The sequence below is a fragment of the Psychrobacillus psychrotolerans genome (assembly GCF_900115805.1).
Taxonomy (GTDB): Bacteria; Bacillota; Bacilli; order Bacillales_A; family Planococcaceae; genus Psychrobacillus; species Psychrobacillus psychrotolerans.
Genome location: NZ_FOXU01000001.1, coordinates 680,009 through 706,683, shown reverse-complemented (window position 1 = coordinate 706,683; position 26,675 = coordinate 680,009). Strand labels below are relative to the sequence as shown.

General features: G+C 36.6%; 27 protein-coding genes. All 27 read left to right on the top strand.

Annotated features, from left to right (window positions below; all coding sequences use genetic code 11):
• The 27 genes from BM260_RS03735 (at position 1) to ribF (ending at position 26,202) form a co-directional block, all read left to right on the top strand.
• Positions 1-1,098: a protein-glutamate methylesterase/protein-glutamine glutaminase gene (locus BM260_RS03735; protein WP_093535725.1), complete on the top strand. Its 1,098-nt coding sequence runs from the start codon at positions 1-3 to the stop codon at positions 1,096-1,098.
• A gap of 13 nt (positions 1,099-1,111) precedes the next feature.
• On the top strand, positions 1,112-3,169 hold the full coding sequence (locus tag BM260_RS03730) for a chemotaxis protein CheA (protein WP_093535115.1): 2,058 nt from the start codon (positions 1,112-1,114) through the stop codon (positions 3,167-3,169).
• 32 nt (positions 3,170-3,201) lie between these two features.
• On the top strand, positions 3,202-3,657 hold the full coding sequence (locus BM260_RS03725; protein ID WP_093535113.1) for a chemotaxis protein CheW: 456 nt from the start codon (positions 3,202-3,204) through the stop codon (positions 3,655-3,657).
• Positions 3,658-3,660: 3 nt separating this feature from the next.
• On the top strand, positions 3,661-4,290 hold the full coding sequence (locus tag BM260_RS03720) for a chemotaxis protein CheC (RefSeq protein WP_093535111.1): 630 nt from the start codon (positions 3,661-3,663) through the stop codon (positions 4,288-4,290).
• A 1-nt stretch (position 4,291) separates the two neighbouring features.
• Positions 4,292-4,789, top strand: a complete 498-nt coding sequence (locus BM260_RS03715; protein WP_093535109.1) for a chemotaxis protein CheD — start codon at positions 4,292-4,294, stop codon at positions 4,787-4,789.
• Positions 4,789-5,100 carry a hypothetical protein gene (locus tag BM260_RS03710; protein ID WP_093535107.1) on the top strand — a complete coding sequence of 104 codons (312 nt, stop codon included), beginning with the start codon at positions 4,789-4,791 and terminating at the stop codon, positions 5,098-5,100. Before BM260_RS03715 ends, BM260_RS03710 begins: the two co-directional genes overlap by 1 nt.
• Before the next feature lie 107 nt (positions 5,101-5,207).
• A complete protein-coding gene (locus tag BM260_RS03705) occupies positions 5,208-5,981 on the top strand; it encodes a FliA/WhiG family RNA polymerase sigma factor (RefSeq protein WP_093535105.1) in 774 nt (257 codons plus the stop codon).
• 17 nt (positions 5,982-5,998) lie between these two features.
• On the top strand, positions 5,999-6,301 hold the full coding sequence (locus BM260_RS03700) for a hypothetical protein (RefSeq protein ID WP_093535103.1): 303 nt from the start codon (positions 5,999-6,001) through the stop codon (positions 6,299-6,301).
• Positions 6,302-6,309: 8 nt separating this feature from the next.
• Positions 6,310-6,786 carry a DUF6115 domain-containing protein gene (locus tag BM260_RS03695; RefSeq protein WP_093535101.1) on the top strand — a complete coding sequence of 159 codons (477 nt, stop codon included), beginning with the start codon at positions 6,310-6,312 and terminating at the stop codon, positions 6,784-6,786.
• Between the two features lie 152 nt (positions 6,787-6,938).
• Positions 6,939-7,661 (top strand): 30S ribosomal protein S2, encoded by a 723-nt coding sequence (gene rpsB, locus BM260_RS03690; protein ID WP_090562513.1) that lies wholly within the window; start codon positions 6,939-6,941, stop codon positions 7,659-7,661.
• 103 nt (positions 7,662-7,764) lie between these two features.
• Entirely contained in the window at positions 7,765-8,649 is an 885-nt protein-coding gene (gene tsf, locus BM260_RS03685) for a translation elongation factor Ts (RefSeq protein ID WP_093535099.1), read from the top strand.
• Between the two features lie 182 nt (positions 8,650-8,831).
• Positions 8,832-9,557 carry a UMP kinase gene (gene pyrH / locus BM260_RS03680; protein WP_093535097.1) on the top strand — a complete coding sequence of 242 codons (726 nt, stop codon included), beginning with the start codon at positions 8,832-8,834 and terminating at the stop codon, positions 9,555-9,557.
• The gene (gene frr / locus BM260_RS03675; protein WP_093535095.1) at positions 9,557-10,114 is read left to right on the top strand and encodes a ribosome recycling factor; all 558 of its coding nucleotides are present in this window, start codon (positions 9,557-9,559) and stop codon (positions 10,112-10,114) included. The genes pyrH and frr overlap by 1 nt, the downstream gene beginning before the upstream one ends.
• Positions 10,115-10,305: 191 nt before the next feature.
• A complete protein-coding gene (locus tag BM260_RS03670; RefSeq protein ID WP_093535093.1) occupies positions 10,306-11,100 on the top strand; it encodes an isoprenyl transferase in 795 nt (264 codons plus the stop codon).
• Complete coding sequence (locus tag BM260_RS03665; RefSeq protein ID WP_093535091.1) at positions 11,097-11,888, top strand: phosphatidate cytidylyltransferase; 792 nt, start codon at positions 11,097-11,099, stop codon at positions 11,886-11,888. Before BM260_RS03670 ends, BM260_RS03665 begins: the two co-directional genes overlap by 4 nt.
• A gap of 17 nt (positions 11,889-11,905) precedes the next feature.
• Positions 11,906-13,054 (top strand): 1-deoxy-D-xylulose-5-phosphate reductoisomerase, encoded by a 1,149-nt coding sequence (gene dxr, locus BM260_RS03660; protein WP_093535089.1) that lies wholly within the window; start codon positions 11,906-11,908, stop codon positions 13,052-13,054.
• Positions 13,055-13,105: 51 nt separating this feature from the next.
• Positions 13,106-14,371, top strand: a complete 1,266-nt coding sequence (gene rseP / locus BM260_RS03655) for an RIP metalloprotease RseP (protein ID WP_093535087.1) — start codon at positions 13,106-13,108, stop codon at positions 14,369-14,371.
• Positions 14,372-14,486: 115 nt separating this feature from the next.
• Positions 14,487-18,809 carry a PolC-type DNA polymerase III gene (locus tag BM260_RS03650; protein WP_407691701.1) on the top strand — a complete coding sequence of 1,441 codons (4,323 nt, stop codon included), beginning with the start codon at positions 14,487-14,489 and terminating at the stop codon, positions 18,807-18,809.
• 134 nt (positions 18,810-18,943) lie between these two features.
• The gene (rimP, locus tag BM260_RS03645; protein WP_093535083.1) at positions 18,944-19,423 is read left to right on the top strand and encodes a ribosome maturation factor RimP; all 480 of its coding nucleotides are present in this window, start codon (positions 18,944-18,946) and stop codon (positions 19,421-19,423) included.
• Between the two features lie 22 nt (positions 19,424-19,445).
• Positions 19,446-20,579, top strand: coding sequence for a transcription termination factor NusA (gene nusA / locus BM260_RS03640; protein WP_093535081.1), 1,134 nt, complete (start codon positions 19,446-19,448; stop codon positions 20,577-20,579).
• Between the two features lie 19 nt (positions 20,580-20,598).
• Positions 20,599-20,877 carry an RNase P modulator RnpM gene (gene rnpM / locus BM260_RS03635; protein ID WP_093535079.1) on the top strand — a complete coding sequence of 93 codons (279 nt, stop codon included), beginning with the start codon at positions 20,599-20,601 and terminating at the stop codon, positions 20,875-20,877.
• Positions 20,874-21,194, top strand: a complete 321-nt coding sequence (locus BM260_RS03630; protein WP_093535077.1) for a YlxQ family RNA-binding protein — start codon at positions 20,874-20,876, stop codon at positions 21,192-21,194. The genes rnpM and BM260_RS03630 overlap by 4 nt, the downstream gene beginning before the upstream one ends.
• A gap of 4 nt (positions 21,195-21,198) precedes the next feature.
• Positions 21,199-23,616, top strand: a complete 2,418-nt coding sequence (infB, locus tag BM260_RS03625; protein WP_093535075.1) for a translation initiation factor IF-2 — start codon at positions 21,199-21,201, stop codon at positions 23,614-23,616.
• A complete protein-coding gene (locus BM260_RS03620; protein ID WP_093535073.1) occupies positions 23,616-23,894 on the top strand; it encodes a DUF503 domain-containing protein in 279 nt (92 codons plus the stop codon). Before infB ends, BM260_RS03620 begins: the two co-directional genes overlap by 1 nt.
• Before the next feature lie 22 nt (positions 23,895-23,916).
• Positions 23,917-24,258 (top strand): 30S ribosome-binding factor RbfA, encoded by a 342-nt coding sequence (gene rbfA / locus BM260_RS03615; protein ID WP_093535071.1) that lies wholly within the window; start codon positions 23,917-23,919, stop codon positions 24,256-24,258.
• Positions 24,259-24,326: 68 nt separating this feature from the next.
• Positions 24,327-25,247, top strand: a complete 921-nt coding sequence (gene truB, locus BM260_RS03610; RefSeq protein ID WP_093535069.1) for a tRNA pseudouridine(55) synthase TruB — start codon at positions 24,327-24,329, stop codon at positions 25,245-25,247.
• Between the two features lies 1 nt (position 25,248).
• Positions 25,249-26,202, top strand: coding sequence for a riboflavin biosynthesis protein RibF (gene ribF, locus BM260_RS03605; protein WP_093535067.1), 954 nt, complete (start codon positions 25,249-25,251; stop codon positions 26,200-26,202).
• Positions 26,203-26,675: the final 473 nt, after the last annotated feature.

Genomic DNA, 26,675 nt, shown 5'->3' with positions numbered 1-26,675 from the left:
ATGGACAATAAGTCAAAAAAGAAGTTATTAGTTGTAGATGACTCTGCATTTATGCGAAAACTAATTAGTGATTTCTTTGTGGATAGTAAATCGATAGAGGTAGTTGGGATCGCAAGAAATGGAAAAGACGCAATCGAAAAAATTAAAACTCTACAACCAGATGTTCTCACTATGGACGTTGAAATGCCTGTGATGAATGGTTTGGAGGCGCTCCGCCAAATAATGTTAGAAACACCAGTTCCTGTTGTAATGCTTTCCAGTACGACGAAAAGTGGAGCGGAAAGCACGATGCAAGCGATGGATTATGGCGCGGTAGATTTTATCGCAAAACCAAGTGGTACTATTTCCTTAGATTTACATAAGGTCAAAATGGAATTAGTAGAAAAAGTGGAACATGCTGCACAAGTATCCATTAACAAAATGCAGAAACGCTCATCATTACCTATAAGTTATGGAATATCAAAAAGTATCGAATTGAGGAATATACCTGAGAATACTAATACTGTTAAATGGGACAAGGCCAAAAAGAAAATGGTCTTAATTGGTACTTCAACAGGGGGACCTCGAGCTCTTCAGGAAGTAATTACAAAACTCCCAAAGAATATGAAAGCTCCTGTATTAGTCGTTCAACATATGCCGGCTGGATTTACAAAGTCTTTGGCACAAAGGCTCAATCAATTATCTGAAATTGAGGTAAAAGAAGCAGAAGATGGGGATTTACTACAAGATGGACACGCGTATATAGCACCTGGTGGCTTTCATATGCGTATACAGAAAAGAGTTTCGGCCTATTACATCGTTCTTGATGACAAAGAACCGCCTCGAGCAGGACATAGACCAGCGGTAGATGTACTTTTTGAAGATAATAGTCAGTTCAATGATTTCGACAAGATTGCCGTTATTATGACAGGAATGGGATCTGATGGATCTCTCGGTCTAAAACAGTTAAAAAATAGTGGAAACGTTGTGGCTATAACGGAATCGGCGAGTACATGTATTGTATATGGAATGCCAAAAGCTGCAGTAGAAACTAATTTAGTAAATGAAGTAGTAGATTTAGATCAAATAGCAAAAACTATCATACAATATCTACCTTAAGGGGTGTTAATCAATGGATACAAATCCATATTTTGAAATGTTTATAGAAGAAAGTAAGGAACATTTACAAGCCTGCAATGAACATTTACTAGAATTAGAAAAAAATCCTGAAAACATTGCAATTGTAAATGAAGTATTCCGCTCTGCACATACTTTAAAAGGTATGTCCGCAACGATGGGGTATGAGGATATCGCTAATTTAACACATAAAATGGAAAACATCTTAGATGAAATTAGAAATGGCCGTTTGCATGTAACAGTAGAATTATTAGACGTTGTTTTCATTGCTGTAGATCAATTAGAAGAGATGGTAATGGATATTGCTTCTGGTGGAAAAGGAAATCTAGATGTAACAGATACTGTTCAAAAGCTACATAAAATAGAAACAGGAGAAGAAATTCCAGTTGCTGCTACTACAGTAGAATCCACTGTAGAAAGTAATATTTCTCAAGAAAATTGGTTGTCTTATGATGATTATGAAATGACAGTTATAGAACAATCAGTCGAACAGGATTTCTCTACGTATGAAATTTCTGTCAAGCTGCGTGAAGATTGCTTACTAAAGGCTGCAAGAGTATATATGGTCTTTGAATTATTAGAGAAAATGGGAGATGTTATAAAATCTTCACCCTCCGTTGAGAAGTTAGAAGGAGAAGATTTTGATGAAATTTTCTATGTAGCTCTAGTTACAAATGAGCCTTCCGAAGATGTGCAGAAGAAATTGATGAAGGTATCTGAAGTAACAGAAGTACTAGTTAACTCAGTTACATTAGAGCAACATAAAAAACGCAATAATATCGAGGGTGCTAAAGTAGAAGAGACTCCATTTTCGGAAAAAACAGAAGTTATAGAAGGTAGTCAAGAGGTAGTGGCAGTAAAAACTACTGAAAAATCTCCTACTTCTAAAAGCAATCAAGTTCAGTCTAGTAAAACTATTCGTGTAAATATAGAACGTTTAGATGTATTGATGAATTTGTTTGAGGAGTTAGTAATTGATCGTGGTCGTCTACAATCAATCTCTGAAGAGTTACACAATAGCGAACTAGATGAAACAGTAGAACGCATGTCCCGTATTACTGGTGACCTTCAAAATATTATATTAAATATGCGTATGGTTCCAGTAGAAACGGTATTTAATAGATTCCCGAAAATGGTACGTCAATTAGCGCGTGATTTAAACAAAAAGATCAATTTAGAAGTTATTGGGGCAGAAACTGAATTAGATCGTACCGTCATTGATGAAATTGGAGATCCTCTTGTTCACTTAATTAGAAATTCTCTAGATCATGGTGTTGAAAGTCCTGAAATTCGTTTAGCTAAAGGTAAACCAGAGGAAGGTACAGTTGTTCTCCGTGCATACCATAGCGGAAATCATGTATTTATCGAGATTGAGGATGATGGTGCAGGTATTAACCGTGAGAAAGTGTTGAAAAAAGCTATAGCAAAAGGAATTATATCGAATGAAGTAGCGCAAACACTAAGTGATAAACAAGTTGCAGAGCTTATTCTCTCTTCCGGTTTCTCTACTGCCGATGTTATTTCAGATGTTTCGGGTAGAGGAGTTGGTTTAGACGTTGTAAAAACGACGATTGAATCTCTTGGTGGTTTTATAGATATTTCGTCGACGGAAGGAAAAGGTTCTCTATTTTCTATTCAATTACCGTTAACACTTTCTATCATTTCCGTAATGCTTGTAGAACTTGGAGAAGAAATTTACGCTATCCCGCTATCTTCTATTATTGAGACTGCTATTATACGTTCTTCTGATATTTTAAATGCTCATAACCAAAAAGTGATCGATTTCCGTGGGAAAGTTGTTCCACTAGTATTTTTAGAAAATGTTTTTGATGTTCCGAGAGAAAGTACTGATGATGAATTCCATTCGGTTGTTCTTGTCCGTAAAGGAGACAAAATGGCTGGTCTTGTAGTAGATTCGTTTATCGGTCAACAAGAGATCGTTTTAAAATCACTTGGTGCATATTTATCAAGTGTGTTCGCAATCTCTGGTGCAACTATTTTAGGTAATGGTAAAGTAGCACTTATTGTAGATTGTAATGCATTAATCAGTTAAAGAGCATCAATTAGAAAGGATGAGATAGCATTATGACAGAAGCCGTAGATTATAAAAATTTAAAAGTAGTCGTTTTTCAATTGGCAGATAAAGAGTATGTTATACCTGTTAGTCAGGTACAAGGCATTGAAAAACTTATATATATTACACGTGTGCCTAAAACTCCAGACTTTGTAAAAGGAGTTATCAACTTACGAGGAGTAGTTACTCCTATAATAGACTTAAAGAATAGGTTTGGATTAGGTGAGAGCAGTTTAGGTGAATCTACTCGTATTATTATAATTACGTTGGATGATATGAATGTCGGTGTAATTGTTGACTCTGCTAATGATGTATTAGATATACCTCTTGATGCAATTGAACCACAGCCTGAAGTGGTAGGAGGAATGGAATCAGATTTTATAGCTGGAGTAGCTAAAATCGATAGCCGCCTTTTAATACTACTGAACTTAAATCTTGTGTTAAATCCTATAAAGTCAGGAGTTTAATAAATGTACGATAATAAAATAACTTCTATACATTTAGATGTCTTAAAGGAAATAGGAAATATTGGTGCTGCGCATGCTGCAACGGCATTATCGACATTGTTAAACAAAAAGATTGATATGAAGGTTCCAAAAGTAGAAATGGTATCCTTTGATGACATGATGGATTTAGCGGGAGGTCCGGAGAGGGTTGTTGCTGGTATTTATCTTAGGATTGAAGGAGATGTAACAGGTAGCATGTTCTTTGTACTACCTGTAGAACAAGCAAATCGATTTATCCGAAGATTGATACAAGATGAGGGCTTCGATTTTCAAACAGGTGAAGTTTCTGAAATAGGTGTCTCTGCCATGCAAGAGCTTGGTAATATACTTTCTGGTTCTTATCTATCTGCACTATCAGATTTTACTTCTTTAAAAATATATCCTACTGTGCCTGCCCTAAGCGTAGATATGGTAGGGGCTATTATTAGTTTTGGATTGGTAGAGTTATCTCATGTAAGTGATTATGTTATTGTAATTGATACTGCTATCAATGAAGAAGATGTTCCGAATGAGGAAAGTGTGAAAGGGCATTTCTTTTTATTACCTGATCCAGAATCATTTGAAGCTATTTTTAAAGCTTTAGGGGTTAGCTAATATGAACGCACAGGGTCAAATAGTTAAAGTCGGTATTGCCGATATGAATATTGCAAAAGCTCCGGATAAAATACGTACTTCAGGACTTGGTTCATGTGTAGGGGTTGTTTTATATGACGACAGATCCATGACAGTAGGCATGGTCCATGTTATGTTACCAGATTCAAGTCTTGGTAGGACTGAGGTAGTAAATATTGCGAAATTTGCGGATACTGGCATTCCTGCTATGGTGGAGCAACTCAAAATAGAGGGTATTCAGCCTTTTAAGTTAAAAGCTAAGATTGCTGGAGGAGCTCAAATGTTTCAATTTTCTTCTACTAAAGATACAATGCGAATCGGACCACGTAATGTTGAAGCAGTAAAAGAGTATTTAAAAAAGTATTCTATTCCTATAATCGCAGAAGATACTGGGGGAAATAGTGGTAGAACGATAGAATTTGATCCTATAACCAAATTACTAAATATTCGAACGGTGAATCAAGGAGTGAGAGATATATAATGGTAGGAACTATTCTTTCTAATTTTTGGGTAGCGCTTATTGCTTTTACTATATACTTTTTATTCTCATATCCTTTTATAGAGGGAATGGGTATTATTCTTGAAGCATGTATTATCTCTTTTGGATTTTTCCTTCTAACATTTTTAGCTAGGGCAATTATTAGTTATATAATTAGTAATCCGCAGGAAGAAATAGAAGACATACCTATTGCAGATGATGCCGGTATTTTAAAATCTGAAATTTCTCCAGAAGATTACGCTGAGTTAGTAAAGACAATGTTAGAGGAAGATGAAAAACCCAATACAATATAACATAATATATTAAAAAATGAGGGGATCGATAGTTTCGATTCCCCTTTTTAGTGAGATTTTTGTTATAATAACTCTAATGATCAGATATATGGGAGAGGGGGATAATTGTGGCAAATCAAGATTCGACAGATGAACAGGTTCTTTGGAAGAGTTGGACTGAAAGCAAAGATCCTCAAGCCGGAGATTTACTCATGAGAAAATATGTGCCACTTGTAAACTATCATGTGCAAAGAATTGGTGCGGGTATCCCTAAAAATATATCTAGAGAAGAGCTTAAAAGTTTAGGAATGATGGGATTATTTGATGCTCTGAACAAGTTTGACTATAGTAGAGAGCTGAAATTTGATACTTATGCTTCTTTTCGTGTAAGAGGGGCTATTATCGACGGTTTAAGAAAAGAAGATTGGCTTCCACGTTCTTCAAGAGAAAAATCCAAGAAATTAGAAACGAAAATTGAAGAACTCGAGCAAAAGTTGATGAGACATGCGTCTGCTGAAGAGATAGCAGAATTTGTCGAGTTACCTGTTGAAGAGGTTTATCAAACTGTACAGGAACATTTTTTCTCAAATGTACTGTCTATAGATGAGCAATTACAAGAAAGTGAAGAACCTGAACATAAATCATATGTAATTCGAGATGACTCTCAGAAAACACCAGAACAACAAATGGTCCAGCAAGAACTAATTGGTGATTTAGCCGGTCAAATTCAACAATTAAATGAAAATGAACAATTAGTGTTAAGTTTATTTTATACGGAAGAACTAACGCTCACAGTTATTGGGGAGATGCTTGGTCTATCTACATCGAGAATATCTCAAATTCATTCGAAAGCACTTTTTAAACTCAGAAAACTATTAATGCCTGAAATGACGAATGTATAGATAAAGGGGATACTACTATGAGTTTAAAACTAGCAGAACTTCAAATAGCTATTCCTAAAACCTTTGATGCTGGTAAAATAGCAGATCAAATACAACAACAAGGTGCAATTAGTCAATCTAACGCGCAAGCTGCCTCTGAAAAACAGCTAGAAAAAAATAGGGAAACCGTCATCAAGTCTTCGGAAACTTCGGAGACAAGCTCTCAGGACGAAGAGAAAGAGCGTATGGAGCACGAGCGGCAGAACAGAGAAAAGAAAGAGCGAGAATTGAAAGAGACAAAGCATCCTTTCAAAGGAAACTTTGTAGATTTTAGTGGTTAGGAGCATTTATGTTAACGACTTTATTAATAATATTATTCTTAATGCAAGTTATAAGTTTTTACTTCATTGCTCTATTAAATGCCAAGATTTCTAAGTTTAATGAGATGGAACGAAAACAACAACAAGTTTTATTGGACATTGAAGATTCTTTTAGTGCTTATATAGCAGAAATCACAGATGAAAATAATCGCCTTATACAGGAATTACAAAATACAGAAGTACCTCATACTACATTTTCTAAAATTGCAGAAAATCCATCAACAAAGGAAGCTAGAGTATTTGAACCACCAACTTCTTTCGTCTCTAAGCAAGTTGCAGCAAGTAGTTATATGAAATCAGCTCAAACAACAGCAAAAAAAGTACCGGAAACTATGAGAGAAAAAGTGTTGTTTCACCATGAAGAAGGAAGAGATCCTGACGAAATAGCGAAAATTCTCCAAATAGGAAAGACTGAAGTTGAACTTTTCCTGAAATTTAAAGATTAAAATAGTTGAAAGTATAAAAATGATATGTTATATTAGAAAACGGTATGAATACACACGCAGTTCGGATGGACTTAGCAGGTGCTCTATTTATAGAGTAGCTAAAGAAAAATGATGAATGCGGAAGACTAAACCAAACCAGGAGGAAACAAATCATGTCAGTAATCTCAATGAAGCAATTATTAGAGGCTGGTGTACACTTCGGTCACCAAACTCGCCGTTGGAATCCAAAAATGAAAAAATACATTTTTGTTGAACGTAACGGAATCTACATCATCGATCTTCAAAAAACGGTGAAAAAATTAGAAGAAGCTTATGATTTCATGCGTCAAGTAGGTCAAGACGGTGGGAAAGTTCTTTTCGTAGGAACTAAAAAACAAGCTCAAGAAGCTATTAAAGAAGAAGCAGAACGTTCAGGTAACTACTATATTAACCAACGTTGGTTAGGTGGTACTTTAACTAACTTCGGTACTATTCAAAAACGTGTAGCTCGTCTTAAAGCTATTGAAAAAATGGAAGAAGACGGTACGTTTGAAGTACTTCCTAAAAAAGAAGTTGTTCAACTTAAAAAACAACACGAACGTCTTGTTAAATTCTTAGGCGGTATCCGTGATATGAAAGCTGTTCCAGATGTAATGTTCGTAGTAGATCCACGTAAAGAGCGTATTGCTGTTGCAGAAGCTCGCAAACTTAACATTCCATTAGTAGGAATTGTTGATACAAACTGTGATCCAGATGAAATCGACTATGTAATTCCTGCAAATGATGATGCAATTCGTGCAGTTAAATTATTAACAGCTAAAATGGCGGATGCATTACTAGAAGCAAGACAAGGTGAAGACGAAGAAGTAACTTCTGCTGAAGTTGCAGCTGAGTAATACCTGAGTAATACGAATGTAATTAACAGGTGATAAGCGGCCAAACCTCTTATCACCTTTTTTTGAGAAAATGACATATTAATTGTACTAGGAGGAATTTATAATGGCAGTTACAGCACAAATGGTTAAAGAATTGCGTGAAAAAACTGGTGCAGGTATGATGGACTGTAAAAAAGCATTAGTAGAATCAGACGGTAATTTAGAAGCAGCAATCGACTTTTTACGTGAAAAAGGTCTTTCTTCTGCAGCTAAAAAAGCAGATCGTATCGCAGCGGAAGGTACTACTTTCATCCAAGTGGAAGGAAACAAAGCTGTATTACTAGAAATGAATGCTGAAACTGATTTTGTTTCTAAAAATGAATCTTTCCAACATTTAGTAAAAACTGTGGCATCTCATTTATTAGCTACAGAGCCAGCTTCAGTAGAAGAAGCACTACCTACAATTATTGAAGAAGGATTAACAGTAGAAAACTTAATCTCTAATGCAGTTGCGAAAATTGGAGAAAAAATTACATTACGTCGTTTTGTAATTGAAAATAAAACAGATGCAGATGCATTTGGTCCATACCTACACATGGGAGGACGTATCGGGGTTCTTACAGTAATTGAAGGATCAACTGATGAGCAAGCGGCTAAAGATGTAGCAATGCATATTGCAGCATTAAACCCTTCTTATATTTCACGTGATGAAGTTTCTGCTGAAGAAGTAGAACACGAACGCAAAATATTAACAGAACAAGCTCTAAACGAAGGAAAACCTGAAAATATCGTTGCTAAAATGGTAGAAGGTCGTCTTGGTAAATACTTTGAAGAAGTTTGTGTATTAGACCAATCATTCGTTAAAAACCCAGACCAAAAAGTAAAAACATTTGTTGAATCAACTGGTGGTAAACTAGTTTCATTCACACGTTACGCTGTTGGTGAAGGAATCGAAAAACGTGAAGACAACTTCGCTGAAGAAGTAATGAACCAAGTAAAAGGTAATTAATATAAGAAAAGCGGCAGACACCGTTCGACTTGATGGTTCAGCGCTTCCCCCGCGGAAGGCATTATCTTGAAACGAAAACCGGTAGTCGTCAATATGCGTCGTTGCTAGAAATAATATCAATAACAACCGGGGGACACGTAATTTGTGTTCCCTATTTTTCAAGATAGAGATGGAGGATACCTATGAGCAAACCACAATACGAAAGAATCGTTTTAAAATTGAGTGGCGAGGCATTAGCTGGAGAACAAGGTTTCGGTTTATCTCCTGACATTATTAAATCTGTAGCCGAACAAGTGAAAGAAGTTGTAGATCTTGGAGTAGAGGTTGCGGTAGTTGTAGGTGGAGGAAACATATGGCGAGGTAAAGTAGGAAGCGAAATGGGCATGGATCGTGCTACAGCGGACTATATGGGTATGCTTGCTACAGTTATGAATTCACTAGCTCTACAAGATTCTCTTGAAAAAGCGGGTGTCGAAACACGTGTTCAGACATCTATCGAGATGCGACAAGTCGCAGAGCCTTACATACGTAGAAGAGCCATTCGTCATTTAGAAAAAAAACGAGTAGTTATTTTTGCAGCGGGAACAGGTAATCCATACTTCTCTACTGACACAACTGCAGCTTTAAGAGCAGCTGAGATAGAAGCAGATGTTATATTAATGGCCAAAAATAATGTAGATGGTGTTTACTCTGCTGATCCTAAAACGGATAGTACGGCAGTGAAATATGATACACTATCATTTATCGAAGTAATTCAACAAGGACTCCAAGTAATGGATTCTACAGCATCTACTTTATGTATGGACAATGATATAGAGCTTATTGTATTTTCGATTATGGAAAAAGGAAATATTAAAAAGGCTGTGCTCGGGGAAACCATAGGGACAGTCGTTAGGAGGAATTCTTAATGCCGAAAAAAGTGATAGAGCAAACAAGTGATAAAATGACTAAAACAATATCAGTTTTTAGTAGAGAATTATCTACTATCCGTGCTGGGCGTGCTAGTGCTTCCCTACTTGACAAAATTACAGTAGATTATTATGGAGCTCCAACCCCTATCAATCAAATGGCTGGTATTTCTATACCAGAAGCTCGCTTATTAACAATCCTTCCTTATGATAAAACTATTTTAGGAGATATTGAAAAAGCGATCATGAAATCAGATTTAGGTATTACTCCTACTAATGATGGAACACTAATTCGTATTGCAATTCCAGCATTAACGGAAGAGCGTCGTAAAGAATTAGTAAAACTAGTAAAAAAAGAAGCAGAAGAAGCAAAAGTAAATGTTCGTAACGTTCGTCGTGACGGTAATGATGATTTGAAAAAACTTGAAAAATCTGGTGGAATTACAGAAGACGAGTTAAGAAATTATACAGAAGAAATTCAAAAACTTACAGATGCTAACATTGAAAAAATTGATGCAATTACTAAAGATAAAGAAAAAGAAATTTTAGAAGTTTAACCCTTATGAAGATGTAGTGAAGGTTAATGCTTTAATAAATACCAAAGTCTTCTTCAAATGATTTGTCTAGGTTAAGTATTTCTGAACTTTTATTTAAAAAAGGCGTCCTTTGAAAGGGACGTCTTTTTATATATGGGTTTATTTGTTATGATAGGGATAGACGTTCGACTTGGTAGATTGGGGGGTTCTAAATGTTTAATAAACTAATTCGTAAAAATGAGAAAAAGATCAATATTCATTTAGATGAACGTAAAGAAAATGCCCAAAAGGAACAGTTACCTAGCCATATTGCAATTATTATGGATGGGAACGGTAGATGGGCTAAAAAGAGGTCACTTCCCCGTATTGCTGGTCATCACGAAGGTATGAAGACTGTAAAAAAAATTACTCTTTTTGCAAATGAAGTCGGGATAGATACGTTAACCTTGTACGCTTTTTCCACAGAAAATTGGAAACGTCCAAAAATGGAAGTCGAGTTTTTAATGCGACTACCCGAAGAATTTTTAGGGACGTATTTACCGGAGTTAATCGAACAAAATGTTCAAGTACGAATGATGGGAAATCATGATATGCTGCCTGAGCATACAAAAAGAGCTATTTATAAAGCGATGGATGAAACTGCCCAAAATGATGGACTGATTCTTAACTTTGCTATGAATTATGGAAGTAGAGATGAAATTGTACAGGCAGTCAAACGTATTGCAAAACAAATCGAGCAAAAAGAGATTTTAGAGGATGAAATTACAGAAGAATTGCTGACAAATAATTTAATGACCAAAGACTTGTCGGAACCAGATCTTCTCATTCGAACAAGTGGTGAAGTTCGACTGAGTAACTTTATGCTTTGGCAGCTTGCTTACACGGAGTTTTGGTTTACAGATACGCTTTGGCCAGACTTTGATGAAGCATCCTTATTAGAAGCTATTGAAAGTTATCAAAAAAGGAATAGAAGATATGGTGGACTTAAGGGGGAAGAAGTAAATTGAAACAGCGGATAATAACAGGTGCTATTGCTTTGGCACTATTTCTCCCAATTGTTTTGTTGGGAGGACCTGTTTTCACTATATTAGTATACATAATTGCAGCAGTAGGATTATATGAAATGCTTCGCATGAAGGACTTAAGTTTATTTTCATTCGCCAGTTTAGTTTCGTATCTACTCCTGTTTCTTTTGTTATTGCCATCATCATTTACAGATGATATTTTGCATTATACAGGGCACACGAAATTAGAGTGGGTGTTTGTTGGAGTATTTTTAGTATTAATCTATACAGTATTAGTGAAAAATCGTTTCACTTTTGATGATGCAGCTTTTGTCATTTTAAGTACACTATATGTTGGTATTGGTTTTTACTATTTTATTGAAACAAGAAATGAAGGTCTAGCATACGTTATTTTTGCATTGCTGATCGTATGGACAACAGATTCTGGAGCTTATTTTACCGGACGAAAAATTGGGAAAAGAAAATTATGGCCAGATATTTCTCCAAATAAAACAGTAGAAGGTTTTGTTGGAGGTATTATTTGGGCATTAATCACTGCTTTCATTATTCAATGGATAAGCCCGCTTACTTCATCGATGCTTGTATTGATAGGAATTACAATTATTTCTTCTATTTTTGGACAATTAGGTGACTTAGTAGAATCAGCGATAAAAAGACATTATAATGTGAAAGACTCTGGTAAATTATTGCCAGGTCATGGTGGAATTTTAGATCGATTTGACAGTATTTTATTTGTCTTACCGCTTCTTCACTTTTTACATTTTATCTAAGGAGACGACATTATTTCATGGTTAAAAAAATAAGTTTATTAGGTGCAACTGGTTCTATCGGGATACAAACACTGGATATAATAAAAGAGCATCCAGATAAGTTTCAACTAGTAGCATTTTCAGCGGGAAAAAATATAGAAATTACGAAGCAAATAATTCGAGATTTTTCAGTTCCTCTAGTTTCTGTGTTATTTGAAGAGGATGCAGTTCTGTTAGGGAAAGAATTTCCACGAACAGAACTAGTATTTGGTGATCAAGGATTAGTACAAGTTGCTGCTCATGCAAATGCAGATGTTTTAGTGAATGCTGTACTTGGAAGTGTAGGATTAAGACCAACATTAGAAGCTATTAAAAAAGGAATAACAATTGCAATTGCGAACAAAGAAACATTAGTAACTGCTGGACACTTAGTAATGAATGCAGCTAAGCAATATAATGTACCAATACTGCCGGTCGACAGCGAACATTCAGCCTTGTTTCAAGCGATGAACGGAGAAAAACGTTCTGAAATTGCAAAGCTCATCATTACTGCTTCAGGTGGAAGTTTTAGAGACTTTACTCGGGAAGAGCTTAAAAATGTAACGGTAAAAGATGCACTGAATCATCCTAACTGGTCTATGGGGTCGAAAATAACAATTGATTCAGCCACAATGATGAACAAAGGTTTAGAAGTTATTGAGGCGCGAGTATTATTTGATATTCCTTATGATGATATAGAAGTGTTACTTCATCGAGAGAGTATTATACATTCATTAGTTGAATTCCAAGATACTAGTGTTATTGCTCAATTAGGAACACCAGATATGCGTGTGCCTATCCAATATGCATTGTCTTATCCGGAGAGATTGACAAGAGAGTCAGCACCGCGACTTAACTTAGCTCAAATAGGTAAGTTACATTTTGAAGAAATGGATTACACACGTTATCATGCTTTGAAATTAGCTATTGATGCAGGACGAGCAGGCGGAACTATGACAACGGTCCTAAATGCTGCAAACGAGGCTGCTGTATCCTTGTTTTTACAAGAAAAAATTGGTTTCTTAACAATTGATGAGCTAATCGAACGAGCTATGGATGAGCATACGATTCTTTCAAATCCAGATTTAGAAACTATTCTTCATGTAGATGCAAAAACAAGAAAATCTATTGAGAACATGGTAAAATGAAGAGATGTGAAAGTAAAAGCATAAACAGCTAGAAACTAAAGGTGGGATATAGTGGAGACAGCCATTGCGTTTATAATTATATTTGGAAGTATTGTATTTTTCCATGAACTCGGGCATTTTATCTTTGCAAAACAAGCTGGAATCATGGTGCGTGAGTTTGCAATAGGTATGGGTCCAAAAATCTTTGGATATACAAAAGGTGAGACTCTTTATACACTACGATTATTGCCAATCGGTGGATATGTTCGTATGGCAGGAGAAGATATGGACTCCGTTGAGTTACAGCCGGGCTTTCGATTAGGAATCCGTTTAAATGATCAAGACGAAATTGATCAGATTCTATTAAATCAAAATAAGCATTATCCTGATATGTTGTTTTTAGAAGTAGAAAAATCTGATTTAACCGATAAAATGTTTATCGAGGGATACAATGAAGAAGAAAAGTTAGTAAGGTACAATGTAGCACGAAATGCTGTCATTAATGAAAAAGGCAGTGAAACAATCATTGCGCCAGCAGATCGTCAATTCGGATCCAAAACAGTTGGACAGCGATCACTAACTATTTTTGCAGGACCCCTTTTTAACTTTATCCTATCGTTTTTCATTTTCTTAGCGCTTGGGTTGTTTCAAGGAGTACCAACATATGAACCTGTTATAACAACAGTTGTGAAAGACAGTCCTGCTGCTCAAGCAGGCATGCAAGATGGCGATTTGGTAACTAAAATAGATGGATCTTCCATCACGACATGGGACGAATTATCAGAAAAAGTGAAAGTAAGTTCAAATGAACTGATGGAATTTACAGTAGAACGTGATGGACAAGAAGTTAATCTGTCTATGACACCCCAAGAAGTTGTAGCTGGAAAAGAAAAAGTTGGACAAATTGGTGTACAATACACAAGTCCAATGGAAAAAAATCCTGCCAAGGCGGTTGTCTTTGGAGCAGAGCAAACATATGAATGGACTAAACGTATATTTACTATACTTGGCACATTAATTACTGGTAATTTCTCTATAGATGATTTATCAGGTCCTGTTGGAATATATAAAGCGACTGAAGAAGTAGCGCAATATGGTGTATTCAATTTAATGCGTTGGGCTGCAATACTTAGTATAAATCTAGGAATTATGAATTTATTACCATTACCAGCATTAGATGGTGGTAGACTATTATTCTTCTTGTTTGAAGCTTTACGAGGAAAACCGATAGATAAACAAAAAGAAGGTATGGTCCACTTTGTCGGTATTATGCTATTGATGGTACTAATGGTTGTCGTTACATGGAATGATATACAACGATTTTTCTTCAATGGGTAAATAATTTTAAGGGGGGAAGTTCAATCATCTGAACTTCCTTTCTTTTACTGTGTATATAAAAGCACAAGCATCTAACACCCCAGACTAGCGCTGGAGCTAGACAGATCAGGGAGGGATACAAACTATGGACGACGGTAAAATGAGGATGCATTTGTTATTGCAGCAACTGGAGTTAACAGAGGATTCCTTCGTAAAGCATTTTGAAAATGCATCCATCGATCGATTCACTGTACATAAAAAAAATAGACAATGGGCTTTTCAAATTCAACTACAGACCGTATTACCAATAGATGTATTTACGATTTTTCAAACAAGGTTAATAGAAAAGTTTTCTGGTATAGCGAATATCTTACTCACTATTCAAAGTGAAGGAAAAGACGTATCACAGGAGCTTATCAACCAATATTGGCCATTAGTTCTGAAAGAATTAAGTGACATGGCACCACCTTTAAAAGACCGCTTATTAAAACAACAGCCCGAATGGAACGGTCAGATGATTCATTTAACCTGTGGGCAGGAAATTGAATTGCGAACGTTTAAAAAGAAATATATCGAACAATTGTCAGATGTATATGTAGGGTTTGGATTTCCAAAAATAGCATTCGACTTCCGTTTAGTTGAAGATACAGAAGCAATAGCGCAAGCGCAGTTAGAATTTCTTGAACAACGTCGTTTAGAAGAAGAAATGTTAGGTCAAAAAGCGTTAGAAGATATGCAAAAACGTGATCAAAATAGAACAGAGAATGGCAATCAGAATACAGACGGTCCTTTCCAACTAGGAGTGCCTCTTAAAAAAGATGAGCCAATTATTGACATAAAATCGATTCAAGATGAGGAACGCAGAGTAACGATCGAAGGTTTTGTATTCGACGTCGAAGTCAAAGAGTTGCGAAGTGGTCGTTCTCTTCTGACTGCAAAAGTTACTGACTATACAGATTCTATTTTAGTGAAGATGTTCTCTAGAGATAAAGAAGATGCCCAAATGATGGAACGACTACAAAAGGGAATGTGGATAAAGGTTAGAGGTTCCGTGCAAAATGATACTTTTGTACGAGATTTAATCATTATGGCACAAGATATGAATGAGATAAATCCGGCGGTACGAATCGATACAGCGAAAGAAAAACGTGTAGAGTTACATCTACATACACCGATGAGTCAAATGGATGCTGTTTCCTCTGTATCCTCACTTGTATCACAAGCAGCGAAATGGGGACATAAAGCTATAGCAATTACAGATCATGCGAATCTACAATCATTTCCTGAAGCATATGCTGCTGGGAAAAAGAATGGTATTAAAATTCTATATGGATTAGAAGCAAATCTTGTACATGACGGTGTTCCTATTGCTTATGATGAACAGCATACTGCATTAGAGGATGCTGTATATGTTGTATTTGATGTTGAAACTACAGGCTTATCTGCTACTTACGATAAAATAATTGAGTTGGCAGCTGTAAAAATGCAAAATGGTAATATTATCGATAAATTTGAACGATTTGTTAATCCGCATCACGCTCTTTCCGCTACTACGATCGAGTTAACTGGAATTACAGATGACATGGTTCAAAATGCACCTGAAATAGAACAGGTTATAAAGGACTTTTATGAATTTATAGGCGATGGCGTACTTGTTGCTCATAATGCATCTTTTGATATGGGCTTTCTATATGAAGGTTATCGGAGAACAGGAATAGATTATTTCAGTCATCCGGTTATAGACACATTAGAGCTAGCTCGGTTCTTACATCCAGAGATGAAGTCCCATCGACTTGGTACTCTAACTAAAAAGTTCAATATTGAGTTAACACAAGCACATAGAGCGATCTTTGACTGTGAGGCAACAGGATATTTACTACTACATTTGTTAAAAGAAGCTGAGGAACATAAGATAGAGTTTCTAGATGACTTTAACAAGCATATTGGACAAGGGGATTCATATAAACGAGCTCGACCAACTCATTGCACAATCTTAGCTAAAAATGAGGTCGGTTTAAAAAACTTGTTCAAATTAGTGTCACTTGCTCATACAACTACTTTCTATCGTGTACCTAGAATAAAAAGGTCAGTGCTGCAAAAACATAGAGAAGGACTGATCATAGGTTCAGGGTGTGATAAGGGAGAGGTTTTTGAAGGTCTAATGCAAAAACCGTTAGAGCAAGTGGAGGAAATTGCACAGTTTTATGATTACTTAGAAATACATCCTAAAGAAGTATATTCACATTTAATCGAGGCAGAACTAGTTAGAGACGAATGGAACTTAGAAGATATCATCCGTAAAATGCTTAAATTAGGTAAAAAATTGAATTTACCAGTTGTAGCAACCGGCAATGTACATTACTTGCATGAAAATGATGCTATTTTTAGAAAAATACTTGTAAACTCACAAGGTGGAGCTAACCCGTTAAATCGTAACGGGTTACCTAAAGTACATTTTCGCACAACTAATGAAATGTTAGATGCCTTTGCCTTTCTTGGAGAAGACCTAGCAAAAGAGATTGTTGTCACTAATCCTCAAAAAATAGCCGATTCTCTTGAAGACATAAAACCGATTAAAGATGATTTATATACCCCAAAGATTGAGGGAGCAGATGAGGAAGTTAGATCTCTTACTTATTCCAAAGCAAAAGAAATTTATGGGGAAGTACTACCAGAGATAGTAGAAGCAAGAATTGAGAAGGAATTAACATCTATTATTGGTCATGGTTTTGCGGTAATTTATTTGATTTCACATAAATTAGTGAAAAAATCATTAGATGATGGCTATTTAGTTGGATCCAGGGGATCAGTAGGTTCTTCTCTTGTAGCTACAATGACAGAAATTACAGAAGTAAATCCACTACCGCCGCATTATGTATGTCCAAGTTGTCAGCATTCAGAGTTTTTCCAAGACGGATCGGTTGGTTCTGGGTTCGACTTACCTAACAAAAATTGTATTAAATGCGATACACCATATGTAAAAGAAGGGCAAGATATCCCGTTTGAGACTTTCCTTGGATTCAAAGGAGATAAAGTTCCAGATATAGATTTAAACTTTAGTGGTGAGTATCAACCTATTGCGCATAATTACACCAAGGAATTATTCGGTGAGGACTATGTGTTTCGTGCTGGTACAATCGGAACGGTAGCTGAAAAAACAGCTTATGGATATGTCAGGGGCTATATGAACGATAATAATTTGGCTCTTCGTGGTGCCGAAATTGATCGTTTAGTTCAAGGATGTTCTGGTGTTAAGCGATCAACGGGTCAACATCCAGGTGGAATCATTGTTGTTCCTGATTATATGGATATTTATGATTTTACCCCAATACAGTTTCCGGCTGATGCGCAGGATTCTGAATGGAAAACAACTCATTTTGATTTTCATTCCATTCATGATAATTTACTGAAATTAGATATTCTAGGGCATGATGATCCTACTGTTATTCGTATGCTCCAAGATTTATCAGGAATTGATCCGAAAACAATTCCTACAGATGATCCAGAGGTAATGAAAATATTTAGTGGGACGGAATCGCTAGGCGTAACGGAAGAGCAAATAGACTGTAAAACTGGGACACTTGGAATTCCAGAGTTTGGTACTCGTTTTGTAAGACAAATGCTAGAAGAAACGAAACCTTCTACTTTCTCAGAACTTGTCCAAATATCTGGTTTATCTCATGGGACAGATGTCTGGTTAGGAAATGCTCAAGAGTTGATACAAGCGGGGACTTGTCAGCTCTCTGATGTAATCGGATGCCGTGATGATATTATGGTTTACTTAATCTATCAAGGGTTAGACCCTTCCTTAGCATTTAAAATTATGGAGTCAGTTCGGAAAGGGAAAGGGCTAACACCAGAATTTGAAGCAGAGATGAAAAAACAAGGGGTAGCTAATTGGTATATTGAATCCTGTAAAAAGATCAAATACATGTTCCCGAAAGCACATGCTGCTGCCTATGTATTAATGGCAGTTCGTATTGCATACTTTAAGGTGCATTACCCCATAATATATTATGCGGCATATCTTACTGTAAGAGCTTCTGACTTTGATTTGATCTCAATGGTCAACGGATCTCAAACAATTCGAGCAAAACTAGATGAGATTAATGCAAAGGGCCTTGAAGCATCTCCAAAAGAAAAAAACTTATTAACAGTATTAGAAATTGCATTGGAAATGACAGAACGAGGCATTAAAATTCAAAAAGTTGATCTATACAAATCACATGCAAATGAATTTATTATAGAAGGAAATACATTAATTCCTCCTTTTGATTCGATACCAGGATTAGGTACAAATGTTGCTTTTCAAATTGCTAAAGCACGAATTGATGGTGAATTTTTATCCAAGGAAGATCTTCAACAAAGAGGTAAAGTATCCAAGACAATCATCGAATATATGGATGCGATGGGCTGTCTAGAAGGTCTGCCAGATGCCAATCAGCTTTCATTGTTTTAGGAGGTAATTTGCAAGGCACCATGATGTATGGTAATATAAAACTACCAATGTTTCATAGTTCTGTGACGAAAGAGTGGGATTTCCCGCTCTTTTCTGTTGTTATATAGAAAATCATTGTTGTGTAGGAGGCTTATATGAGTAATATTATTAGTAAAATTGAAGAGCTTGTATCGCCTATTTTACAAGAGTTAAATTTAGATCTTGTAGATATAGAATATGTAAAAGAAGGTCGAGATTGGTTTTTACGTATTTATATTGATACTCCAAATGGCGGCATTGATATTGAACAATGTGCTCAAGTAAGTGAAAAACTAAGTGAAAAGTTAGATGTAGAAGATCCAATATCAGAAAATTACTTTTTAGAGGTTTCTTCTCCTGGAGCAGAACGACCTTTGAAAAAGGATTCGGATTTCACGAATGCGATTGGTAAGCATGTTTTTATCAAAACATACGAGCCAGTGAACGGAGCTAAGGAATTTGAAGGAACATTACTTTCTTATTCAATAGAAGAAGGCGCATTAATTGAAGTACGTGTGAAAACAAGAAGAGTAAAAATTCAAATTGAAAAAGAGAAAATTGCGCTTGCCCGTTTAGCAATTGATTTCTCTGCATAACGTATATGGAGGAGTGAAAGCAGTGAGTAGTGAATTTTTAGATGCGTTAACTGCGCTCGAACAACAAAAGGGAATTTCAAGAGATGTTTTAATAGAAGCAATAGAAGCTGCTTTAGTAACTGCGTATAAAAGAAACTTTAACCAAGCCCAAAATGTTCGTGTCGATATTAACCTAGCTACTGGTACTATGCTTGTTTATTCAAGAAAAGATGTTGTAGAAGAAGTAGCAGACGACCGTCTGCAAATATCCTTAGAGGATGCTCAAGTTATAAATCCACACTATGCGATTGGTGATGTAGTTGAAGAAGAAGTTACACCACGTAATTTCGGTCGTATTGCAGCTCAAACGGCGAAGCAAGTTGTCACTCAACGTGTACGTGAAGCTGAACGTGGTCTTATCTACGAAGAATATGTGGACCGTGAAGATGATATTGTAAATGGTATTGTAGAACGATTAGATGCTCGTAATATTTACGTGGGATTAGGAAAAGTTGAGGCTGTATTACCAGCAAATGAACAAATCCAAACAGAGACATTCCGACCACATGAACGTATTAAAGTGTATATTACGAAAGTAGAACGTACTACTCGTGGACCACAAGTATTTGTTTCTAGAACTCACCCTGGCTTACTTCGTCGTTTGTTTGAAATGGAAGTTCCAGAAATCTTTGAAGGTATTGTAGAGATTAAGTCTATTGCTCGTGAAGCAGGGGACCGCTCGAAGATTTCCGTTTTTGCACATAATGACGAAATTGATCCTGTTGGTTCATGTGTTGGTGCAAAGGGAGCTCGAGTACAAACAATTGTTAACGAGTTAAGTGGAGAGAAAATTGACATAGTTGAATGGTCTGAAGATCCAGTAGTGTTTGTTGCAAATGCACTTAGTCCTTCTAAAGTAATCGACGTTCAAGTAAATGAAGATGAAAAATCTACAACGGTAGTAGTACCAGATTATCAGTTGTCACTTGCAATTGGTAAGAGAGGTCAAAATGCTCGTCTTGCAGCAAAACTGACTGGCTGGAAAATCGATATTAAGAGTGAAACTGATGCAAGAGAACTTGGAATTTATCCAAATGAAAATTCTCCACAGCTTATCGTAGAAAAAATGGATGAAGAAGAATTGGATGATTTCGATTTTTATAAAGAAGAACAATAAGCAAGGATGGTGATTTAAAATGGCGGTTCAAAAGAAAATACCGTTACGTAAATGTGTTGCTACTGGTGAAATGTTTCCGAAAAAAGAAATGATTCGTATAGTCCGTTCGAAAGAAGGAGAAGTTTCCGTAGACCTAACAGGTAAAAAATCTGGTCGTGGCGCTTATGTATCCAAATCTATCGAAGCGGTAAACCAAGCGAAAAAGAAAAATTCACTAGGCACTCATTTAGAAGCACCAATTCCAAATGAAGTATATGACCAGTTAATCGTTGTTATTGAAAGAGATAAACTCAAATGAAAATAGAAGAACAGATATCTAATCTTTTAGGTTTAGCGACTCGAGCAAGAAAAACAATAACTGGTGAAGAATTAGTTGTAAAAGAAATAAGAAGCCAAAAGGCAAAACTAGTTGTTTTATCAAATGACGCTTCTAAAAATACAGCAAAAAAAATTAATGATAAATGTGCATCTTTTAACGTTGAGCTGCATGTCTTTGGAGACCGGCACGATCTCGGACATGCGACGGGAAAAGAGGCCAGGGTGGCAATAGCCATTATGGATGACGGTTTCGCTAAAAAACTGTCCGGCCTTCTCAACGAATATAACCGGGGGTGAGCTAATGACTAAAATCAGAGTTCATGAATATGCGAGACAAATAGATAAATCGAGTAAAGAAGTTATTGAGCAATTAGGAAAGATGAATATTCAAGTGACGAATCATATGTCTACACTTGAAGGAGAAACTATCTCTAAACTAGATGGTATTTATAAAAATTCTTCACAGTCAAATACTAAACCTGCTTCAACATCTTCAAAACCTGCACAACAGACTCAATCAAGACCATCAAACTCAAACCAAGGTCAACAAAGACCAACATCTGGCGGGCAATCAAGACCGTCTAACCAAGGTCAACAAAGACCAACATCTGGTGGACAATCAAGACCGTCTAACCAAGGCCAACAAAGACCGGCATCTGGCGGACAGTCAAGACCGTCTAACCAAGGTCAACAAAGACCAACATCTGGCGGACAATCAAGACCGTCTAACCAAACGAATACAAATGCTGCAGCTTCAGGAAGTAATACGCAATCTAGCAGCACGCAAGGAACAAATAACCAACCTAAAAAGACGTTTACAAATAACAAAGCTCCAGCGGGTGCTTATCGTCCAGGTGGTCAAAATCGTCCTGGTGGCAATAGACCGGGTCAAAAATTCCAAAAACGTAGAAAAGGTCCTACTACACCAGTTCAACCACCAGTACCAAGAAAAGAACGTGAACTTCCAGCGAAGATTACGTTTACCGATTCTTTAACTGTTCTTGAACTTTCGAAAAAAATTGGTCGTGAACCAGCAGAAATTATCAAAAAATTATTCCTACTTGGCGTAATGGCAACAATAAACCAAGTATTAGATAAGGATGCAATTGAACTTATTTGTGCAGACTATGGTGTAGAAGTTGAAGAAGAAATCCGTATCGACATTACTGATTTAGAAGTTCACTTCGATCCAACGCCAGAAGACAGCACTAATCAATCAGAGCGTCCACCAGTTGTTACAATTATGGGTCACGTCGATCATGGTAAAACAACACTTCTTGACTCAATTCGTCATACAAAAGTAACTGCAGGAGAAGCCGGTGGTATTACTCAACATATCGGTGCTTACATGATTGAAGACAACGACAAGAAGATTACATTCCTAGATACACCAGGACATGCTGCATTTACGACAATGCGTGCACGTGGTGCAAAAATTACGGATATCACGATTCTTGTAGTTGCAGCTGATGATGGAGTTATGCCTCAAACAGTAGAAGCTATTAACCATGCGAAAGCAGCTGAAGTGCCAATTATCGTAGCAGTAAATAAAATGGATAAACCATCTGCCAATCCTGACCGTGTAATGCAAGAGTTAACAGAGCATGGCTTAGTTCCTGAGGCATGGGGTGGAGATACTATCTTCGTACCAATCTCAGCACTAAAAGGAGAAGGAATCGACAACTTGTTAGAAATGGTTTTACTTGTTTCAGAAGTTGGAGAGTTAAGAGCAAATCCAAAACGTCTTGCTTTAGGAACTGTAATTGAAGCTCAACTTTACAAAGGTCGTGGTTCTGTTGCTACATTACTAGTTCAAGATGGTACATTAAAAGTTGGAGACCCTATCGTTGTTGGTCATGCATTCGGACGCGTAAGAGCAATGGTTAATGATCTTGGTCGCCGTGTGAAAGAGGCAGGACCATCTACTCCAGTTGAAATAACTGGTCTAAACGAAGTGCCACAAGCTGGAGACCGCTTTGTAGTATTCGAAGATGAAAAAACAGCTCGACAAGTTGGAGAGTCTCGTGCTTCAGAAGCACAAGTTACTCAACGCTCAGAAAAAACTCGTGTAACATTAGACAATTTATTTGATCAAATGAAACAAGGGGAAATGAAAGAGCTTAACTTAATCGTTAAAGCAGACGTACAAGGAACTGTTGAAGCGATGGCTGCTTCCCTTATGAAGATAGATGTAGAAGGTGTTAACGTTCGCATCATTCATACTGGAGCTGGAGCAATTACAGAATCAGATATTAGTTTGGCAGCTGCATCGAATGCAATTGTTATCGGATTTAACGTTCGTCCAGATACAAATGCAAAACGTATGGCCGACCAAGAAGGCGTAGACATTCGTTTACACCGTATTATTTATAAAGTAATCGAAGAAATTGAATTTGCAATGAAGGGGCTACTTGACCCTGAGTTCCAAGAAAAAATTATCGGTCAAGCCGAAATTCGTGAAACTTTCAAAGTATCTAAAGTTGGTACGATTGCTGGTTCTTACGTAACGGAAGGTAAAATTTCTAGAGATAGTGGTGTACGTGTTATTCGTGAAGGAATTGTTATTTTCGAAGGCGAACTAGATACGCTAAAACGCTTTAAAGATGATGCTAAAGAAGTTGCTAAAGGATATGAGTGTGGTATCACGATTAAAAACTTCAATGATATCAAAGAAGGCGATATCGTGGAAGCTTATATCATGGAAGAAATTAAACGCTAATGATTGTCTATGCAGACTGTGAATTTCTCATTCCTACTGCACATTCTTTAAAAGAAAAACGAGCTGTTCTTCAAAGAATGCTCACAAGAACAAAACAAAAGTATAATGTTTCTATTTCAGAATTAGATCATCAGGATACATGGCAGCGTACTAGCATTGGAATCGTTGCAATTGCTTCTCAAAAAGATGCGGCCGAACGAGAGCTAATGAACGCAATCCGATTTCTTGAATCTAATCCTGAATGGGAATGTATTAATATAAGTAAAGAATACTTATAAAAGAAAATGAGGTGTAGCGATCATGTCAATGCGTGCTAACCGAGTTGCTGAGCAAATGAAAAAAGAATTGGGCGAAATTATCGGACGAAAATTAAAGGACCCACGTATAGGTTTTGTCACTATCACAGATGTAGCTGTTACTGGTGATTTACAACAAGCGACCATTTATGTTACGGTGCTTGATGGAAACCGCGCGGATACTTTAAGAGCTTTAGAACAAGCTAAAGGATTTATTCGTTCTGAAATAGGTCAACGTATTCGCTTACGTATAACGCCTGAACTAATCTTTGAATATGATGAATCTGCAGCATATGGTAATCGTATAGATGATTTATTAAGACAAATTAATAAGCCATCTGAGTAATAAAAACTAAGAAGTCTGCTTTGTTATTAAAGCAGACTTCTTTGTTATATATACAAGGGGTGAACTGGATGTACGAAGGAATATTGCCTTTATGGAAAGAAAAAGGAATGACCTCACACGATTGTGTTTTTAAACTTAGAAAAATATTGAAGATGAAAAGAATTGGCCATACAGGAACATTGGATCCAAGTGTGGAAGGAGTTTTACCTATTTGTTTAGGGCAGGCTACAAAAGTGTCAGAATATATAATGGATCAAGGGAAGACGTATATAGCTACTATTTCTATTGGTACATCAACAACTACTGAAGATGCAGACGGTGACATCGTTGTAAATGACATAACTCCTAAGTCTTTTTCTCGTGAACAAATTTTAGAAGTATTAGCGAAACTGACTGGGGAGATTACTCAAATTCCCCCGATGTATTCTGCAGTAAAAGTGAATGGAAAAAAACTATATGAATACGCTCGAGAAGGAAAAGAAGTAGAACGCCCAAGTAGGAAAGTGATGATTCACAATATAAGATTATTGGATGAAGCCCCTACTTTTTCAGGACAAGAAGTTACGTTCAACATTGAAGTCGACTGTGGAAAAGGTACCTATATTCGTACCCTTGCTGTTCAAATCGGTGAATTACTGGGATATCCAGCACATATGTCATCTCTAGTAAGAACAGCTTCTGGAAGCTTTTCTAAAGATCAGTGTCTCACTTTAAGTGAGGTGCAAGCTGCTGTGGATGAAGGTTCATTATCTGTAACATTACTTCCCTTAAGAGATGCATTAGCGACTTGGCCAACAGTTGAAGTCAATGATGATAACAACAAAAGTATAACTAATGGACAAGTAGTAGAAATTCATCCGTTATTAGCTGGAAACGAAAAAATAGTTTTCGAACTGTTGGAAAATCCGATAGCAGTTTATATTAAACATCCGACGAAAAGTGGTATGATGAAACCAGAAAAAATGTTTTCATCTGAAAAAGGAGATTAATATGGACGTATATCACTTATCCTATCCAAACCATTTATTTAAAAATGATAAAAATGAAGCTTACTCTTTAGCGATTGGTTTTTTCGACGGAGTGCATAAAGGGCATCAAGCAGTCATTCAGGAAGCCCTCGATAAAGGGAAAGAGAAGAATATCAAAACAGCTGTGATGACATTTGATCCGCATCCTTCATTAGTACTTGGTGGCAGAAAAGAGAAAGTATTTTATATTACACCTATTCAAGAAAAAACAGATATATTGCAAAGCTTAGGGGTAGATGCAGTTTTTGTTGTTCGGTTTACTTCCGATTTTGCAAAGTTAACACCCGAAAAGTTTATAGAATTCTTTATAAACGGGACGAATGTCAAACACGTTACAGCCGGCTTTGACTTTTCATTTGGAGCTTTTGGTAAAGGTACAATGAAAGATATGGAGATTCTTTCTGAAGGGAAATATTCTGTATCAGTCGTAGAGAAAAAACAACTCGTGGACGAGAAGATTAGCTCAACTAGAATAAGAGCTGAGCTAACGGCGGGTAATATGGAGCAAGTCAGAGAACTATTAGGCCGACCTTTCAAGTTAACAGGAGTTGTGATCCATGGTGACAAAAGAGGGAGAACTATAAACTTTCCAACGGCGAATGTTGAACCGACCGAAGGACAATTTACACCAGCAACAGGCGTGTACGCAGTTAAAATACGCGTTCAGGAGACTTGGCATGAGGGAGTATGTAATGTAGGTTATAAACCAACATTTAATAATCCTGATGAGAAAAGGCTTTCTATTGAAGTACATATTATTGATTTTGATCAATCCATCTATGGTGAGGAAGTAACGGTCCATTGGTATAAGCGAATTAGATCGGAACAAAAGTTCAATGGAATTGACGAGTTAAAAGAACAAATTGGAAAAGACAAGCAAGTTGCCATCGAGTTTTTTAAAAATGAAAATGAATAATAAAGATGGGCTACCGGAGATTAATTTCGGTAGCTTTTTTAAAAAATAGAAAAATATTTTGTTTTAAGAGTCAAAAAATGAATAAATAATACTTGTGATTTCCGTTTCAACGTACTTTCATGTTTCGAAGCTAGCTTAGCGATGCAGAAACAGGTGGACGCGTTTCGCGGGGTGAGCGATGAGCTATCACCGTCGCTAGCGCGTCGCTGTGATATCTCATCTGTCTCACTCATCCCGCTGAAGTCGCCACCTTACTCTCCAATCAATTGAGTGAGTAGTACTTAACTATTGATAGATCATAGCTTCTCGCATATAGAATAATAGTAGCAAATTTAATATAGGGATATAACAGTCTAATATTGAATTGGGCTGTTATCATGTAACAAAGAATGTAGAAAGTGGATTTTCTTTATCTTAGTCTCTGTCAGCCAAATTTTCCAATCATATAAAGTGGATATAATTGATTGGAGCGC

What these genes read in the sequence shown, in the direction of transcription:
- BM260_RS03710 (WP_093535107.1), top strand. Translation starts at nt 4,789, where the DNA reads ATGGTAGGAACTATTCTTTCTAATTTTTGGGTAGCGCTTATTGCTTTT.
- BM260_RS03670 (WP_093535093.1), top strand. Translation starts at nt 10,306, where the DNA reads ATGTTTAATAAACTAATTCGTAAAAATGAGAAAAAGATCAATATTCAT.
- truB (WP_093535069.1), top strand. Translation starts at nt 24,327, where the DNA reads ATGTACGAAGGAATATTGCCTTTATGGAAAGAAAAAGGAATGACCTCA.
- BM260_RS03730 (WP_093535115.1), top strand. Translation starts at nt 1,112, where the DNA reads ATGGATACAAATCCATATTTTGAAATGTTTATAGAAGAAAGTAAGGAA.
- BM260_RS03695 (WP_093535101.1), top strand. Translation starts at nt 6,310, where the DNA reads ATGTTAACGACTTTATTAATAATATTATTCTTAATGCAAGTTATAAGT.
- rpsB (WP_090562513.1), top strand. Translation starts at nt 6,939, where the DNA reads ATGTCAGTAATCTCAATGAAGCAATTATTAGAGGCTGGTGTACACTTC.
- BM260_RS03630 (WP_093535077.1), top strand. Translation starts at nt 20,874, where the DNA reads ATGAAAATAGAAGAACAGATATCTAATCTTTTAGGTTTAGCGACTCGA.
- infB (WP_093535075.1), top strand. Translation starts at nt 21,199, where the DNA reads ATGACTAAAATCAGAGTTCATGAATATGCGAGACAAATAGATAAATCG.
- frr (WP_093535095.1), top strand. Translation starts at nt 9,557, where the DNA reads ATGCCGAAAAAAGTGATAGAGCAAACAAGTGATAAAATGACTAAAACA.
- BM260_RS03620 (WP_093535073.1), top strand. Translation starts at nt 23,616, where the DNA reads ATGATTGTCTATGCAGACTGTGAATTTCTCATTCCTACTGCACATTCT.
- rimP (WP_093535083.1), top strand. Translation starts at nt 18,944, where the DNA reads ATGAGTAATATTATTAGTAAAATTGAAGAGCTTGTATCGCCTATTTTA.
- pyrH (WP_093535097.1), top strand. Translation starts at nt 8,832, where the DNA reads ATGAGCAAACCACAATACGAAAGAATCGTTTTAAAATTGAGTGGCGAG.
- BM260_RS03725 (WP_093535113.1), top strand. Translation starts at nt 3,202, where the DNA reads ATGACAGAAGCCGTAGATTATAAAAATTTAAAAGTAGTCGTTTTTCAA.
- BM260_RS03720 (WP_093535111.1), top strand. Translation starts at nt 3,661, where the DNA reads ATGTACGATAATAAAATAACTTCTATACATTTAGATGTCTTAAAGGAA.
- tsf (WP_093535099.1), top strand. Translation starts at nt 7,765, where the DNA reads ATGGCAGTTACAGCACAAATGGTTAAAGAATTGCGTGAAAAAACTGGT.
- dxr (WP_093535089.1), top strand. Translation starts at nt 11,906, where the DNA reads ATGGTTAAAAAAATAAGTTTATTAGGTGCAACTGGTTCTATCGGGATA.
- rbfA (WP_093535071.1), top strand. Translation starts at nt 23,917, where the DNA reads ATGTCAATGCGTGCTAACCGAGTTGCTGAGCAAATGAAAAAAGAATTG.
- BM260_RS03715 (WP_093535109.1), top strand. Translation starts at nt 4,292, where the DNA reads ATGAACGCACAGGGTCAAATAGTTAAAGTCGGTATTGCCGATATGAAT.
- BM260_RS03735 (WP_093535725.1), top strand. Translation starts at nt 1, where the DNA reads ATGGACAATAAGTCAAAAAAGAAGTTATTAGTTGTAGATGACTCTGCA.
- BM260_RS03700 (WP_093535103.1), top strand. Translation starts at nt 5,999, where the DNA reads ATGAGTTTAAAACTAGCAGAACTTCAAATAGCTATTCCTAAAACCTTT.
- rnpM (WP_093535079.1), top strand. Translation starts at nt 20,599, where the DNA reads ATGGCGGTTCAAAAGAAAATACCGTTACGTAAATGTGTTGCTACTGGT.
- ribF (WP_093535067.1), top strand. Translation starts at nt 25,249, where the DNA reads ATGGACGTATATCACTTATCCTATCCAAACCATTTATTTAAAAATGAT.